This window comes from Pseudomonas nitroreducens TX1, from assembly GCF_000313755.1.
Lineage (GTDB): Bacteria > Pseudomonadota > Gammaproteobacteria > Pseudomonadales > Pseudomonadaceae > Pseudomonas > Pseudomonas nitroreducens_A.
The window spans coordinates 21,719-36,672 of record NZ_AMZB01000111.1 but is presented as its reverse complement, the minus strand read 5'-3'; the positions used below and the strand labels follow the sequence as shown (position 1 = coordinate 36,672).

Here is a 14,954-nt window from a genome sequence, read left to right as displayed (position 1 = left end):
CGGCTTCGGCTCCCGGCTTTCTCGCTTTTATAGGGAATGAATTCGGGTCCGACTCCCGGCATTTCCACGATTTCCCCCAAGGCAACTAAAGAGAAGGTAGAGAAACCGTGAACCCGGTAATCAAGAAATTCCAGTTCGGTCAGTCGACCGTAACCCTCGAGACTGGCCGCATCGCCCGCCAGGCCACCGGTGCCGTCCTGGTCACCATGGACGACGTCACCGTGCTCTGCACCGTCGTCGGTGCCAAGCAGGCCGACCCGAGCAAGAGCTTCTTCCCGCTCTCCGTGCACTACCAGGAGAAGACCTACGCAGCCGGCCGTATCCCCGGTGGCTTCTTCAAGCGTGAAGGCCGTCCTTCGGAGAAGGAAACCCTGACCTCGCGCCTGATCGACCGTCCGATCCGCCCGCTGTTCCCCGAAGGCTTCATGAACGAAGTGCAGGTCGTCTGCACCGTCGTTTCCACCAACAAGAAGTCCGATCCGGACATCGCCGCCATGATCGGCACCTCCGCCGCGCTGGCGATCTCCGGCATTCCCTTCGCCGGTCCGATCGGTGCTGCCCGCGTTGGCTTCCACCCGGAAATCGGCTACATCCTCAACCCGACCTACGAGCAGCAGCAGAGCTCCAGCCTCGACATGGTCGTTGCCGGTACTTCCGACGCCGTGCTGATGGTTGAATCCGAAGCCGACGAGCTGACCGAAGACCAGATGCTGGGCGCTGTTCTGTTTGCCCATGAAGAATTCCAGGCCGTCATCCGCGCCGTCGCTGAGCTGGCTACCGAAGCCGGCAAGCCGAGCTGGAACTGGACCGCCCCGGTCGAGAACACTGCCCTGGTCAACGCCATCAAGGCCGACTTCGGTGCTGCCATCTCCGAGGCCTACACCGTTACCGTCAAGCAGGACCGTTACGCGGCCCTGGACGCCCTGCGCGAGCAGGTTGTCGCCAAGTTCGCCGGTGAGGGCGAAGGCCAGTTCGCCGCGGGTGACGTCAAGGAAGCCTTCGGTCTGCTGGAATACCGCACCGTTCGCGAGAACATCGTCAACGGCAAGCCGCGTATCGATGGCCGCGACACCCGCACCGTTCGCCCGCTGAAGATCGAAGTCGGCGTACTGGGCAAGACCCACGGCTCTGCGCTGTTCACCCGTGGCGAAACCCAGGCCCTGGTCGTTGCAACCCTCGGCACCGCCCGTGACGCCCAACTGCTCGACACCCTTGAAGGCGAGCGCAAGGATCCCTTCATGCTGCACTACAACTTCCCGCCGTTCTCGGTAGGCGAGTGTGGTCGCATGGGCAGCGCAGGCCGTCGTGAAATCGGCCATGGCCGTCTGGCACGTCGCAGCGTCGCTGCCATGCTGCCGACCCAGGACGAATTCCCCTACACCATCCGCGTTGTCTCGGAGATCACCGAGTCCAACGGTTCCAGCTCCATGGCTTCCGTCTGCGGTGCTTCCCTGGCCCTGATGGACGCCGGTGTGCCGGTCAAGGCGCCGGTCGCCGGTATCGCCATGGGTCTGGTCAAGGAAGGTGACAAGTTCGCCATCCTGACCGACATCCTGGGTGACGAAGACCACCTGGGCGACATGGACTTCAAGGTCGCCGGTACCGACAAGGGCGTTACTGCCCTGCAGATGGACATCAAGATCAACGGCATCACCGAAGAGATCATGGAGATCGCCCTGGGCCAGGCCCTGGAAGCTCGCCTGAACATCCTCGGTCAGATGAACCAGATCATCGCCGCTCCGCGCGCCGAGCTGTCGGAAAACGCTCCGACCATGATCCAGATGAAGATCGACACCGACAAGATCCGCGACGTCATCGGCAAGGGCGGCGCCACCATTCGCAGCATCTGCGAAGAGACCAAGGCCTCGATCGACATCGAGGACGATGGCAGCGTGAAGATCTACGGCGAAACCAAGGAAGCTGCCGAGGCCGCCAAGCAGCGCGTCCTGGGTATCACCGCGGAAGCCGAGATCGGCAAGATCTACGTCGGCAAGGTCGAGCGCATCGTGGACTTCGGCGCCTTCGTCAACATCCTGCCGGGCAAGGATGGTCTGGTGCACATCTCGCAGATCAGCGACAAGCGCATCGACAAGGTCACCGACGTTCTGCAGGAAGGCCAGGAAGTCAAAGTCCTGGTTCTCGATGTGGACAACCGTGGCCGCATCAAGCTGTCCATCAAGGACGTTGCTGCTGCTGAAGCCTCTGGCGTGTAAGCGGACGGTGAAGTGAAAGAGGGCCCCTTGCGGGCCCTCTTTTTTTGCCTTGAGAATGCGCCATTCGCCGATCTCGCCCAAGGATGCCCCGAGATGGACAAGCGTTACTGCCACTATCACAGCGCACAGCCCGCGACATGGCATTGCCAGCCGTGCGAGCGTCATTACGGTGACTGCTGCATTCCCCTCAATGCCGACGCTCCGGAGTACGCTCCGGCGTGCCCGCTATGTCGCGGCCATCTGCGCTTCCTGGGTGCGGCGAACACCGCGCAGCCCTTCTGGGAGCGCCTGCCGAACTTCTTCGCCTACGGTTTCCAGGCCGGGCCGCTGGCCTTCTGTGGCCTGCTGGCATTGGCCTGCGTGTTCATGCCGGCGGTCTTCCTGCTATGGATCGCCCTGCTCAGCGTGGCGACCAAGTACCTGCACAGCGTGATCGAGGCAGCGAGCTTCGGCGGCCAGGACGCTCCGGGCCTGCTCGAAGCCTTCAGCGCCGATAGCCTGCGCACCTTCTTCCAGCAACTGGCGGTATTCCTGATCGCCCTCGTGCTGCTCTGGCTGGCGGCCGATTTCCACAGCGAGGCGATCTACTGGGCAGCCAACATCACCCTCATGCTGGTGCTGCCGGCGAGCATCATTCGCCTGTCCCTGGACAAGAGCCTGGGCGCGGCGCTCAGTCCCGGCGAGGTGGGGCAGGTGATCGCGGCCATGGGCTGGCGTTACCTGATCCTCTGCGCGTTCCTGTTCATACTCTGGCAGTCGCCTACCTATGTGGGCTGGCTGCTGTCCCACGGCCTGCCAAGAGTGGTGATGGTGCCGGTGGTGGCCGGCCTTACGGGATATTTCAGCGTGGTGATGTGCGCCATGATGGGCTATGCCGTCTTCCAGTATCAGGGCGAACTGGGCTACGTAGCCGCCGGTGACGATGCGCCTGCTGGCTTTGCAGCGCCGGAATGGCACCGTCGCAAGGCGCTGGCCGAGGCAGAGGTGCGAGTGAAGGAAGGGCAGACCGGCGCCGCCCTGGAAATTCTCGTGGCCGCCCTGCGCGAAGGGCGCCAGGACCTCAAGCTGAACGAGCGCTACCACCAGCTGCTGTTTGCCCTCGGCGAGCGTGCGGAATGCCTGAACCATCTGCCCCACTACCTGGGGCTCGCCAGTCGTCTCAATCCGCACCTCGCCGCCAGCGCCTTTCTTAATGCCAGGCAATTGCAGGCGGATTACCTGCCGGAAGACCCGGCCGTCTGCGAACGCATCGCGGAGGTGCTGATCGAGCGCCACAAGGCCCGCGAGGGGCTGAGTCTGCTGCGGAACCTGCACAAGCGCTTTCCTGAGTATCCGGGCATCCCACGCGCCTACTTGACGGCCGCGCGGGCGTTTTCAGAGGAGCTGGGGCAGGTGCAGCCGGCACAACAGCTGTTGGCTTTCATTCGTCAACGTTATCCCGCTTTCGAGCAGATGGGCGAGGTGGTTCAGCTCGAATCCGTGTTGGCGAAGCTGGACAAGAAATCCGGTTGAAAGCCGTGCAACTTGCATGAAGCGCAGCGGCAGTTTATGCAAAGTGCAACCGCTCCGCTTTCATCTGATATTTTTAAGTTTTTGATTTAAAAGGTTTTTCTCAGGTTTTGGAAATTGGCACAGCGCTTGCGATATCCCTTCTGCAACTGCTGCCAGGCACGGTCGCAGTTTTCCAATAATTCAGGAGAAACCGCCATGAAACGTTTCAACAAACTGGCTCTTGCCGCTGCCACTGCAACCGCCCTGAGCTTCTCGTTCGCCAACTCGGTGTTCGCCCAGCCGACGACCCTGGCCGCCAACGATACAGTTCAGAAGACTGAAGAGGCGGTTTCCGACACCTGGATTACCAGCAAGGTGAAATCCAGTCTGATCGCTGACAAAGACATCAGCGGCACCAACATCAAGGTCGAGACCAACAAGGGTGTGGTGTCCCTGTCCGGCAACGTCAAATCCGATGCCGAGAAAGAACTCGCCATCAAGACTGCCAAAGGTATCAAGGGCGTGACCGCCGTGTCCGCCGATGGCCTCAAGTCGGTCGAGTAAGGACACGACTCCCCATCCAATCTTCCAGAGGAGGAGGAACGCCATGAACACTGACGTTATCAAAGGCAAGTGGAAGCAGCTTTCCGGCTCGCTCAAGGAAAAGTGGGGCAAGCTTACCGACGACGACCTGCAGGCGGCGGACGGACACGCCGAGTACCTGGTAGGCAAACTGCAGGAGCGCTACGGCTGGACTCGCGAAAAGGCGGAAGAGGAAGTCCGCGATTTCAGCAGTCGCCTGTAGCGCCCCGGACACAGGGATGCTCCAAGCCCCGCCGGTTCGCCGGCGGGGCTCTTTGTTTTGCGTCAGGGGGCGAGGTGCTGCTGGTAGATCGTCAATTGACGCGTCGGATCGGCTTCCGGGTAATGCTGGCGGAGAAAGCGCGAGAACTCCCGCACCGCCTGCACTTCACCTCGCTGGCCCATCTGCTTGGCCAATTGGAGGGTCAGGCCCGGCAGTGAGTCGGGCAACTGTCCGGAGCGTACCAGGCGGCGCCAGCTGTGCAGTGCCTGCGAGGTTTCATTGCGCTGCAACAACTTGCGCAGCAGGTGCAGCTGGATCGCGGGGTGCGAGAGCAGGGCTGCATCGCTCGCGGCGCTATCGTCGGCAAGCCGGCGCAGCAGGGCATCGGCGCCAGGAGAGGGGGGCAAGGCGAACAGTTGCTTGAGCGTCTCGCCCATCAGCGCCCGGTCCTGTCGGCCCTTGGCTATGCCGTACAGGCGCTCGACCAGCACCGGTCGACCGGGAAACTGCTGCAGCAGTTGCGGTCCACGCGCAGCGGCCTGACCGAGGGCAAAGCGGCCAATCATCTCGTCCAGCGCTGCCAGGGCGCGCTTGAACGACGCATCCGGGTCTTGCTTTGCCAGGTACGCCTCGTCCACCGGCATCCGCCCCAGCTTGCGCGGCAGCCAGACGGCGAGGAAGCCGGACACCAGCCCCCCGATATGCGCGTAGTAATTCACATGGTCTGCTGCGCGGATCAGCCCGAACAGCTCCTTGCCCAGCCAGAGCGGCAGGATCCACAACGCAGGGGCCTTGAGGTAGCCCATCAGCGGGCCGAGCCAGTAGAAGAACTGGATACGACGCAGGCCGTAGACGCCGATGTACATGCCCATCAGACCGGAGATGGCGCCCGAGGCGCCAATACCCGGTACCCAGGACGGATCGAGCGCCCACCACAACAGCCCGGAGCACAGGCCGCTGAGCAGGTAGAGGCCCAGGTACGTGGCCCGTCCGAGCGCGGCCTCCAGGGCAAAGCCGAAGATGAACAGGAACACCATATTGCCGGCCAGGTGCCAGAAGCTGCCGTGGAGAAACATCGAACCGAACAGGCCCTGCATGGTGAAGCGCTCGGGGATGAAACCGAAACGCAGGCTGCTGGTCTGGTCGCGGGCCGTTTCGGCCCTGGCGCGCGCGGCCTGCCACGCGGCGTCCCGCTGGAAAGCCGGCAGGGCGCGCAGTTCATGGCCGAACTCGAGATCCGAAAGCACCAGCCAGGCCAACTGCTGGCGGGGCAGGGCTTCGAGCGCGCGTTGCTGATCGGCCTCCAGCCGGTCGCGGCGCTCCAGCGAGGCGCTGAAAAGCGGGCGTTCATGGCCGAGCAGGTCCTGGGCGAGATACACGCGCACCGCCTCTTCGCGCCGGGTGCTGTCGCCACCCTGGTAGCCGAAGTAGATCAATACGTTGATGACGATCAGCAGCAGCGTGACGACGGGAGGTTTCTTCCAGTCCAGCGGGTGCTCGGCGGGGACGATGACCATGGCGACCGTTCCTTGGCCCGGATGGCGTGATTGCTTCAGAGGCGGCGAGACTAGCACCTCGCCAGTACGCCTGTCAGTTGCCGCTGCGCTTGCTTTGGATGTCGCTCAGGCGGTTGCCCTCGAAGCGCACGAAATACAGCATGCCGCTCCAGGGGCCGTAGATCCATTCTTCCACGGCCACTTCCATGGACTCGCCGTACCGGTAGCCGGGCACCTGCTTGTAGCCCAGGAAGGAGCGGCTGACCGGCTCGCCGCAGCGGCTGAGCACGTCACTGGATACATCGCCGGTGCTGATCAGCTTGCTGTTGCAGCGCAGGCTGGCGGCCTGGGTGGCGGTGGCCGTAAAGGCGAGCGGCAGCAGGAGCGCAACGACGCGCAGAAGGAAGGTCGTTTTCAATTGCGTTTGAACTCGATGCTTTTGAGCTTGTTGGCTTCGAAGGTGAGGATGTAGCTGGTGCCGTTGCGTGGGCCGTAGACCCATTCCTCGACCCGGTATTCGCGGCGGTCGTACCCACCCAGGGTATAGCCGACTTCATCGCGATGATCCGGTGCGCCGCATTTCTGTTCGACTTCCCAGGCGCGGTCGCCCGCATCGATCAGGGAGCTGCCACAACGCATGCTTTCCGCCTGGGCGCTCGCCGCGCAGAGCAGCAGGGCGCAGGACGTCCAGGTCAGGGCTTTCATCGAACGACTCCTCATTCGCTATCAAGGTGAAGCTGGGTGGCCACACGGCCTCCATTCTCCGCTTCGCCGAAGCTGACGTCGATGAGGTAGATACGGTCGTCACCCAGGCCGCCCTTGGTGACCAGGTAATCCTTGATCTGGGTGGCGCGCTCCTGGCCGAGCTTGCGCAGCAGCAACTGGCTGTCGCTCCAGGAGTCGAGCACGGCCTGGCGCATCTTCGCCGAACGCTCGTCCTTGCTGAGCTGCTGCCACTCCGCCGGAGGCTGTTTCTTCAGGCGGGCGCGGTAGACGCCTTCGAGCAGAATCGGCTGCAAGTCCTCCGGGACCTCCAGTTTATTGGCGTCGCTGGGCACCTTGTCGCCGCGGCGCTGCAACATGCTGTAGTAGTTCTTCTGGTATTCCTGCTTCAGGCGCCGGTCGGCCAGCAACGGGCCGTCGCTGGCAGCCGCGGCGACGCCTTCGACTTCCAGCTTCAGTGCCGGGCGCTGCTTGAGCGCGTCGGCGAGCTTGTCCAGGTTGGCCTGGGCGCTGGCGTCCAGCTCGCTGGCCCCGGCGGCGAAGGTCACGTTGCTCAGGTCCGGCCCGCCGCCGCCGCTGGCAAGGCCGGCGATGAAGTTGAACGGCGCCTGCACGGCGCGCACCACCAGATTGCGAAGGGTCTGCCAGACGATAGGCATGACGCTGAATTGCGGGTTGTTCAGGTCGCCTTCCACCGGCAACTGGATGTCAATGTTGCCGTTGGCGTCCTTGAGCAGGGCAATCGCCAGTTTCACCGGCAGGTCCACCGCGTCCGGGCTGTCGACCTTCTCGCCCAGTTGCAGGTGTTCCACCAGCACCTTGTTGTAGGCCTTCAGCTTGCCCTGGGTGATCTGGTAGTGCAGGTCGAGGTTGAGTCGACCCTTGCGGATGCGGTAGCCGGCGAACTTGCCGGAGTAGGGCGTCAGGGTGGTCAGCTCGACGCGTTTGAAACTGGTGGCGATGTCCAGTTTCTCCAGCGGCGAGAAGGGATTGAGGCTGCCCTTGATGGTGACGGGCGCGTACTTGTCGACCTTGCCCTTCACATCCACCGAGGCCGGTGCCGGGTTGCGGTTGTCGATGGTGCCGATCTCGCCTCCCAACTGCTGGATGGCCGTGGCGAAATCCGGGCGCAGGGTCAGGTCGGCGAAGTTGGCCGAGCCGTTGTTGATCTTCACACCGCCGATGCGGATGCCCAGCTCCTTGCCGCCGCCGCTGGAGCCGCTGGTTTTACTGGCGGGCGCGGAAGATTCCGGTTGCTTGATGATCAGCTCGCTGACGTTGGTGCTGCGGTCCTCGTTGATGATGAAGCGCGCGTAGGGCTCTTCCAGCGACACGGTCTGGATCACCAGGCTGTCGTCATGCTTGTAGGCCAGGCCGTCGAGGGTCAGCTTGGTCCATTTGACGAAGTCGCGGCTTTTGAGGGTGTCCAGCGTATGCAGCTGGGTCACCTGGGCGCTGCCGTTGACGCTGAAGGCCAGCGGGTCGGTGCCCTTGAGGTCGACGTCCAGATCGCTGGCGAGCAGACCGCTGCGCAGCTCCAGGCGGATGAAAGGGTCGATGTAGGCCTGGGCGACGCGCAGGTCGATCTCCCGGGTCGATACCTTCAGCCTGGCGCTGACCGGATTGGGGATGACCTGGCCACTGGCTTCGATCTGGCCGCGCGGGCCCAGGCCTGTCTTCAGTTTGAGCTGCAGCGGCGAGGTCAGGCCGCTGTCGAGATCCTGCAGGTCTAGGTCCAGCGGACCGACCTCGAGGTTGACCGGCTTGCCCGGTGCACGATCGGCCAGGTGGGCCTTGTAGCCGCGCAGTTGGGTGTCGCGCAAAACGACATGCCATGGCTTCGGCGGTTCGGCTGGTTTGCTCTGCTCGACCGTCTGCGCAGGCTGGTCGGCTTCGGCGACCTTGGCTTGCGGATTGGCCTCCGGTTGGGTTGGAGCTGCCGGTTTGGCGGGTTCGGTTTGGGCCGTCTTGGCAGGAGCACTGGGCGTGGCTTCCGGTTGCTCGTTCGAGGCCTGCTGTTCCTTGGCGGGCTGCACAGGTGCCATTGTGGTGGGGGCAGGCTCGGGAGCGGCCTGTGCCTGCGGCGTGGGCTCCTCGGGGCGCTTGTAGGGTTTGAAGTTGGCGAAGAGTTTCTGCCAGTCCAACTGGCCGTCCTTTTCGCGCGCCGCCCAGGCTTCCAGGCCCTGACTGCGAATCTGGCCGACCACCACTTCCTGCTTGGCAAGGTCGAGGGTGGCCTCGGCCACATCGAGGCTGGCGAGTTTGGCCAACGGTTTGCCTTCGGGAGAGGAAAGGTCGAGGTCGCGCAGCTTGATAGCGGTCTTGTCCAATAACAGCTGGGTGTCCTTCGACAGGTCCAGGTGGTAGTCGGAGGCGAGGCTGAGCACGCCATTGTTGAGGTTCAGCGGCGCGTTGTCTCTTACGTAGGGCCACCACGCCTTCAGTGGCACTCCATCAAGGGTGAAGCTGCCTTTCGAGGTGAAGGGGACGATGCTCAGATCGCCCTTCCAGTCGAGCTTGCCGCCGTGAGGGCCGGTAGCGACCAGGGTCATTTCGGCGCCGTCGTCCGGCAGGGTGCTGAGGTTGTGCAGTTCGAAGCCCATCGGATCGAAGACGAACTCCACGGGTTCGCTGGGACGACGGTCGAGGAAATGCAGGCTGCCTTCGGCCAGGCGGATGCGGTCGATACGCAGCGGGAAGGGATCGCTTGGCTCCTCCTGGGCAGGCGCGGGTTGGCTGGGCGGCAACTTGAACAGCCGGGTGAGGTTCAGCGTGCCGTTCTCGGCGAACAGCAGTTCGGTGTGCGGTGCGTCCAGTTCGACGTCGGCGAGGTGCAGCCTGCGTTTCCACAGGCTGTCGAGTTCGAGGTTGGCGTAGAGCCGCCGGAAGCGAACCTGCTCCCGACCATCGTCGCCCAGGTGCAGGCCCCAGAGCGTGAGCTCGAGGCTGAACGGATTGAATTCGATGCGCTCCAGGCGTGCCGGAACGGTCGAGTAGTCAGCCAGTTGCTGGTTGGCTATTCGCAGTCCTACGCCCGGCAGGATGAGGAAGCCCAGCAGGCAATAGAAGAGGACCAACAGCACTACCGCGCCGATGGCGCGTTTCAATCCTTTGGGCATGGCGAGAGTCGTTTCCGTCGTGACGTGCCGCATGAGTATGGCACGGCTGTGATTCTTCGATTCGATAGTCGCCTTCGGACGCAGTTTTCAGTGATGTCTGTCAGTCGTTCAGGCGATGGGTGCGGGCAAATTCCACCAGGTCCACGAGGCTTTCCAGGTTCAGCTTCTCGAGAATACGTGTCTTGTAGGTGCTGACGGTTTTCTGGCTGAGGAACAGCTCTTCGGCGATGTCCTTGTTGCTCATGCCCCTTACCAGGCTGCGCAATACGACCAGTTCTCTGGGGGTGAGGCTGGACACCGGGTCGGTATTCTTGTCGATGCTCAGGGCCTTTTCCGGGAAGCACCGATAGCCCGAAACCAACATGCGAGCCGCGTTGAGGATGGCACTGGTGTCCTTGTTCTTGCTGACGAAGCCGTGCGCCCCCGCCGCTTCGACCTTGCTCGAATAAAGACGTTCATCCTGGGAGCTCAGCACCAGCAGGCGGATGTTTTCGTCGAAGATATGGATACGCGCCAATAGATCGAGGCCGTCCATTCCCGGCAGGTTGAGGTCGAGTATCACGAGGTCCGGACGTTCCTTGCGGACTGCATCCAGGCCGCCATGGCCATCGGCCGCTTCGCGTGCCACTTCGAACTGCGGATCCTGTTCGAGCAGCGAGCGGATGGCCAGGCGCATCGCGGGGTGATCCTCGATCAGCACCACACGTTTCTTCATAGCTGACTCCCTGAGTCCAAATGATTTGCGCGCATTGATCTTGAAGATAGACCAGTTGATCAAGTACCTACGGAATATTCCTATGCGTAGGACCGAAAGCATGCGGGGGATCAAGTTGGGAGGGGGTTGCCGTGCCAGCGTGCGCGGAGACTTGCTGCGCAGAGTGAATTCTGCACAGCAAGTCCGAGGTTGTTACCGCTCCAGCGCCAGTGCTACGCCTTGTCCACCGCCGATGCAGAGCGTCGCGAGGCCTTTTCTCACGTCGCGGCGCAGCATTTCGTGCAACAGGGTGACCAGCACGCGGCAGCCCGATGCGCCGATGGGATGACCAAGGGCGATGGCGCCACCGTTCACATTCACCTTCGAAGCATCCCAACCCAGTTCCTTACCCACGGACAGTGCCTGGGCGGCGAACGCCTCGTTGGCTTCGATCAGGTCCAGGTCGGCGAGCTGCCAGCCGGCTTTTTCAAGGCAGCGGCGGGTGGCCGAGACCGGGCCGATGCCCATGATGGCCGGGTCGACCCCGGCATTGGCATAGGCGGCAATCCTGGCGAGTACGGGCAGGCCCAATTCGCTTGCCTTGGAGGCGCTCATCAGCAGCACGGCGGCTGCGCCGTCATTGAGCGTGGAAGCGTTGCCAGCGGTGACGCTGCCGTCTTTCTTGAATGCCGGCTTGAGCTTGGCCAGGGAGTCGGCAGTGGTCCCGGCGCGCGGCTGCTCGTCGGTATCGAAGCACAGCGGGTCGCCCTTGCGCTGGGGGATCTCGATGGCCGTGATCTCGGCCTTGAAGCGGCCCGCTTCGATGGCTGCGCTCGCCTTGCGCTGCGAGTCGGCGGCGAAGGCGTCCTGCTCCTCGCGGCTGATGCCGTACTTTTCCACCAGGTTCTCGGCGGTGATGCCCATGTGGTAGTCATTGAAGGCGTCCCACAGACCGTCCTGGATCATGCTGTCGATCAGCTTGGCGTGCCCCATGCGCAGGCCGGTGCGGGCGCCGGGCATGACATAGGGCGCGAGGCTCATGCTTTCCTGGCCGCCGGCGATGACGATGTCGGCATCGCCGCAGCGGATGGCTTGAGCAGCGAGGTGCAGTGCCTTGAGGCCGGAACCGCAGACCTTGTTGACCGTCATCGCCGGTACGCTGTTGGGCAGGCCGGCGGCGATCGACGCCTGGCGCGCCGGGTTCTGGCCGGCACCGGCGGTCAGGGTCTGGCCGAGGATCACCTCGTCGACCCGCGCAGGGTCCAGGCCAGTCTGTTGCAGCAGGTTGCGAATCACCGCAGCACCCAGCTCATGGGCCGGCAGCGCGGAGAGAGAGCCCTGGAAGCTGCCGATGGCGGTACGGGTGGCAGCGACGATGACGACTTCTTGCATGACACGAATCCTCTGTCGGGAGCGGCGGGGCCGCAGCGAACGGCCATGGTTGCATGCCCGCCGCCGGCTCACCACCCTCCGAACCGGGTAGTCACGTTTCAGCGCAGAGGGGGTAACCCCATGCGCCGGCGAGCGCGATGTAGAGAGCCATTGCGTACCGCCCAGCGCAGCAAGGGCACGCTGCGGCGCACGCTCGAGCGGATCAGTTGACGTTGCAGGATGCCCAGGCTCAGGCCGAGTTGATCCATGGCCCACTCCGGTAGCAGGTCGATGCCGGCGCGCATCATGAGTATGCCGAAAGGCTTGGCGAGGAAGCTGGGGGCGGGGGCGTTGAACAGTACGTTGACCACTTCGCGGGTGCGTTCGTCGCAGCGCAGCTGCGGGCGCATGCGTTGCAGGTAAGCCGCTACCTCGGCGCGCGAGCGTGGTACGTTACGTGCGCCGAGACGCTCGGCGATCAGCGCGATCTCGTTGTAGTAACGGTCCTGCTCTTCCTCGGAAAGGTCCGGATTCAAGTACCGCAGGTGTGAGGCGAGGAAGCAGCTGACTTCGGCGACGTGCACCCAGGTCAGCAAATCCGGGTCGCTGGCCGCATAGGACGTGCCGTCGGGCAAGGTGCCGTGGACACCTGCGTGGATGCGTCGCACCCGCTCGATCAGTTTTTCGGCGTCATTGCGCGAACCGTAGGTGGTGGCGGAAATGAACTGCCCGGTGCGGCGCAGGCGGCCGAGCATATCAGCGCGGAAATTGGAGTGGTCCCAGACGCCGCCCAGGGCGGCCGGATGCAACATCTGCAGGAGCAGGGCGCTGATGCCGCCGATCAGCATCGAGCTGAAGTCACCGTGGACTTTCCAGCTGACGGAGTCCGGCCCGAACAGGCCGGGGTCGCCCTTGGGCGACTCGAAGTCGACCCCGCCCAGGGCGAGGCCGGTCAGGCTCAGTACCTGGCTTTCGATATGGCGGCGGACAGTTTCCATGATGACGGACAGGCCTCGGGGCAAGGACGACAGGTCTGTTCTCTAAACCTAGCATCTTTGCACCCGCGGCCTGTAGCGCGCATCAACGGTTGAGGCGGTTGTCGATCAGCCCCTGAACCACGCTGGGGTCGGCCAGGGTCGAGGTGTCGCCGAGGTTCTCCAGTTCGTTGCAGGCGATCTTGCGCAGGATGCGCCGCATGATCTTGCCCGAACGGGTCTTGGGCAGGCCCGGCGCCCACTGCAGCATCTCCGGCTTGGCGAAGCTGCCGATCTCCTTGCTCACCAGGGCCAGCAGTTCCTGCTTCAGGGTGTCGCTGGGCTCGATGCCGCTCATGGTGGTGACGAAGGCGTAGATGCCCTGGCCCTTGAGGTCGTGGGGGTAGCCGACCACCGCCGCCTCGGCGACCGAGTCGTGCAACACCAGCGCGCTCTCCACCTCGGCGGTGCCGATGCGGTGCCCGGAAACGTTGATCACGTCGTCCACGCGGCCGGTGATCCAGTAGTAGCCGTCCTCGTCGCGGCGCGCGCCGTCGCCGGTGAAGTAATAGCCCGGGTAGGGTTTGAAGTAGGTATCGATCATCCGCTGGTGATCGCCATAGACGCTGCGGATCTGGCTGGGCCAGCTCGCCTTGACGGCCAGCACACCGGAACCGGGGCCGGTGATTTCCTTGCCCTGTTCGTCCAGCAGCACCGGCTGCACGCCGAAGAAGGGGCGGGTGGCGGAGCCCGGCTTGAGGTCGGTGGCGCCGGGCAGCGGGGTGATCAGGATGCTGCCGGTCTCGGTCTGCCACCAGGTGTCGACTATGGGGCAGCGTTTTTCGCCGACCACCTCGTAGTACCACTCCCAGGCTTCCGGGTTGATCGGTTCGCCTACCGAGCCGAGCAGGCGCAGGCTGTTGCGCTGGGTTTTGCGCACCGCAGCATCGCCTTCGCGCATCAGCGCGCGGATCGCGGTTGGCGCGGTGTAGAAGATGTTCACCTGGTGCTTGTCGATCACCTGCCAGAAGCGCGAGGCGTCGGGGTAGTTCGGCACGCCCTCGAACATCAGGGTGGTCGCGCCGTTGGCCAGCGGGCCGTAGACGATGTAGCTGTGGCCGGTGACCCAGCCCACGTCCGCGGTGCACCAGTAGATATCGCCTTCGTGGTAGTCGAATACGTACTTGTGGGTCATCGCCGCGCCCAGCAGGTAGCCGCCGGTGGTGTGCAACACACCCTTGGGCTTGCCGGTGGAGCCTGAGGTGTAAAGGATGAACAGCGGGTCCTCGGCGTCCATCGGCTCGGGCGCGCAGTCCTCGCTGGCCTCACGCAGGGCCTCGTGATACCAGATGTCGCGGCCTTCGACCCAGGGGATTTCGCCCTGGGTACGCTCGACCACTACCACGGAGGAGACGTTCGGGCAGTCCGCCAGGGCCTTTTCGACGTTCTTCTTCAGCGGGATGTACTTGCCGCCGCGCACGCCTTCGTCGGCGGTGATCACGGTGCGGCAGTCGGCATCGTTGATGCGATCGCGCAGGGCATCCGGGGAGAAGCCGCCGAATACCACCGAGTGGATCGCTCCGATCCGTGCGCAGGCCAGCATGGCGTAGGCGGCTTCCGGAATCATCGGCATGTAGATGCAGACCCGGTCGCCTTTCTCCACGCCGCGGCTCTTGAGCACATTGGCCAGGCGGCAGACGTGGCTGTGCAGCTTGCGGTAGGTGATGTTGGCGGATTCGGCCGGGTTGTCGCCTTCCCAGATGATAGCGACCTGCTCGCCGCGCTGTTCCAGGTGGCGATCGATGCAGTTGTAGGTGACGTTGAGCTGACCGCCCTTGAACCAGGTGGCCTGGCCTTTGGCGAGGTCGCCGTGATGCACCGAGTGCCAGGGCTTGAACCAGTCGAGGAAGGCCTTGGCCTGCTCGCCCCAGAAGGCTTCCGGGTCGTCTACCGACTGCTGGTAGAGGCGCTGGTAGGCGTCGTTGTCGAGGTAGGCACGCTTGCGCACGGCCTCCGGCACGGGGTGAAGGCTGATCTCATGCATGGGGATTCCTTGTTGTTGTTTAGC

General features: G+C 63.7%; 12 protein-coding genes. 4 read left to right on the top strand and 8 right to left on the bottom strand.

The window, feature by feature from the left end; translation table 11 throughout:
- Positions 1-107 precede the first annotated feature (107 nt).
- The 4 genes from pnp (at position 108) to C167_RS0114180 (ending at position 4,509) form a co-directional block, all read left to right on the top strand.
- Positions 108-2,213: a polyribonucleotide nucleotidyltransferase gene (gene pnp / locus C167_RS0114195; protein WP_017518938.1), complete on the top strand. Its 2,106-nt coding sequence runs from the start codon at positions 108-110 to the stop codon at positions 2,211-2,213.
- Between the two features lie 93 nt (positions 2,214-2,306).
- The gene (locus C167_RS0114190) at positions 2,307-3,725 is read left to right on the top strand and encodes a DUF4013 domain-containing protein (RefSeq protein WP_017518937.1); all 1,419 of its coding nucleotides are present in this window, start codon (positions 2,307-2,309) and stop codon (positions 3,723-3,725) included.
- A gap of 195 nt (positions 3,726-3,920) precedes the next feature.
- Complete coding sequence (locus C167_RS0114185) at positions 3,921-4,268, top strand: BON domain-containing protein (protein WP_017518936.1); 348 nt, start codon at positions 3,921-3,923, stop codon at positions 4,266-4,268.
- Positions 4,269-4,311: 43 nt separating this feature from the next.
- Complete coding sequence (locus tag C167_RS0114180; protein ID WP_017518935.1) at positions 4,312-4,509, top strand: CsbD family protein; 198 nt, start codon at positions 4,312-4,314, stop codon at positions 4,507-4,509.
- 62 nt (positions 4,510-4,571) lie between these two features.
- Here C167_RS0114180 and C167_RS0114175 read toward each other — a convergent pair whose 3' ends face one another.
- The 8 genes from C167_RS0114175 to acs form a co-directional block, all read right to left on the bottom strand.
- Positions 4,572-6,026, bottom strand: a complete 1,455-nt coding sequence (locus C167_RS0114175; RefSeq protein ID WP_017518934.1) for a rhomboid family intramembrane serine protease — start codon at positions 6,024-6,026, stop codon at positions 4,572-4,574.
- Between the two features lie 73 nt (positions 6,027-6,099).
- Positions 6,100-6,423 carry a DUF2845 domain-containing protein gene (locus C167_RS0114170; RefSeq protein ID WP_017518933.1) on the bottom strand — a complete coding sequence of 108 codons (324 nt, stop codon included), beginning with the start codon at positions 6,421-6,423 and terminating at the stop codon, positions 6,100-6,102.
- Positions 6,420-6,710: a DUF2845 domain-containing protein gene (locus C167_RS0114165; protein WP_017518932.1), complete on the bottom strand. Its 291-nt coding sequence runs from the start codon at positions 6,708-6,710 to the stop codon at positions 6,420-6,422. The genes C167_RS0114170 and C167_RS0114165 overlap by 4 nt, the downstream gene beginning before the upstream one ends.
- Before the next feature lie 11 nt (positions 6,711-6,721).
- Positions 6,722-9,847, bottom strand: coding sequence for a DUF748 domain-containing protein (locus C167_RS0114160; RefSeq protein ID WP_017518931.1), 3,126 nt, complete (start codon positions 9,845-9,847; stop codon positions 6,722-6,724).
- A 100-nt stretch (positions 9,848-9,947) separates the two neighbouring features.
- Positions 9,948-10,562: a response regulator transcription factor gene (locus C167_RS0114155; protein ID WP_017518930.1), complete on the bottom strand. Its 615-nt coding sequence runs from the start codon at positions 10,560-10,562 to the stop codon at positions 9,948-9,950.
- A 192-nt stretch (positions 10,563-10,754) separates the two neighbouring features.
- Entirely contained in the window at positions 10,755-11,933 is a 1,179-nt protein-coding gene (locus C167_RS0114150; protein ID WP_017518929.1) for an acetyl-CoA C-acetyltransferase, read from the bottom strand.
- A 98-nt stretch (positions 11,934-12,031) separates the two neighbouring features.
- Positions 12,032-12,910, bottom strand: coding sequence for an oxygenase MpaB family protein (locus tag C167_RS0114145; RefSeq protein ID WP_017518928.1), 879 nt, complete (start codon positions 12,908-12,910; stop codon positions 12,032-12,034).
- An 82-nt stretch (positions 12,911-12,992) separates the two neighbouring features.
- Positions 12,993-14,930 (bottom strand): acetate--CoA ligase, encoded by a 1,938-nt coding sequence (gene acs / locus C167_RS0114140; protein ID WP_017518927.1) that lies wholly within the window; start codon positions 14,928-14,930, stop codon positions 12,993-12,995.
- Between the last annotated feature and the right edge of the window lie 24 nt (positions 14,931-14,954).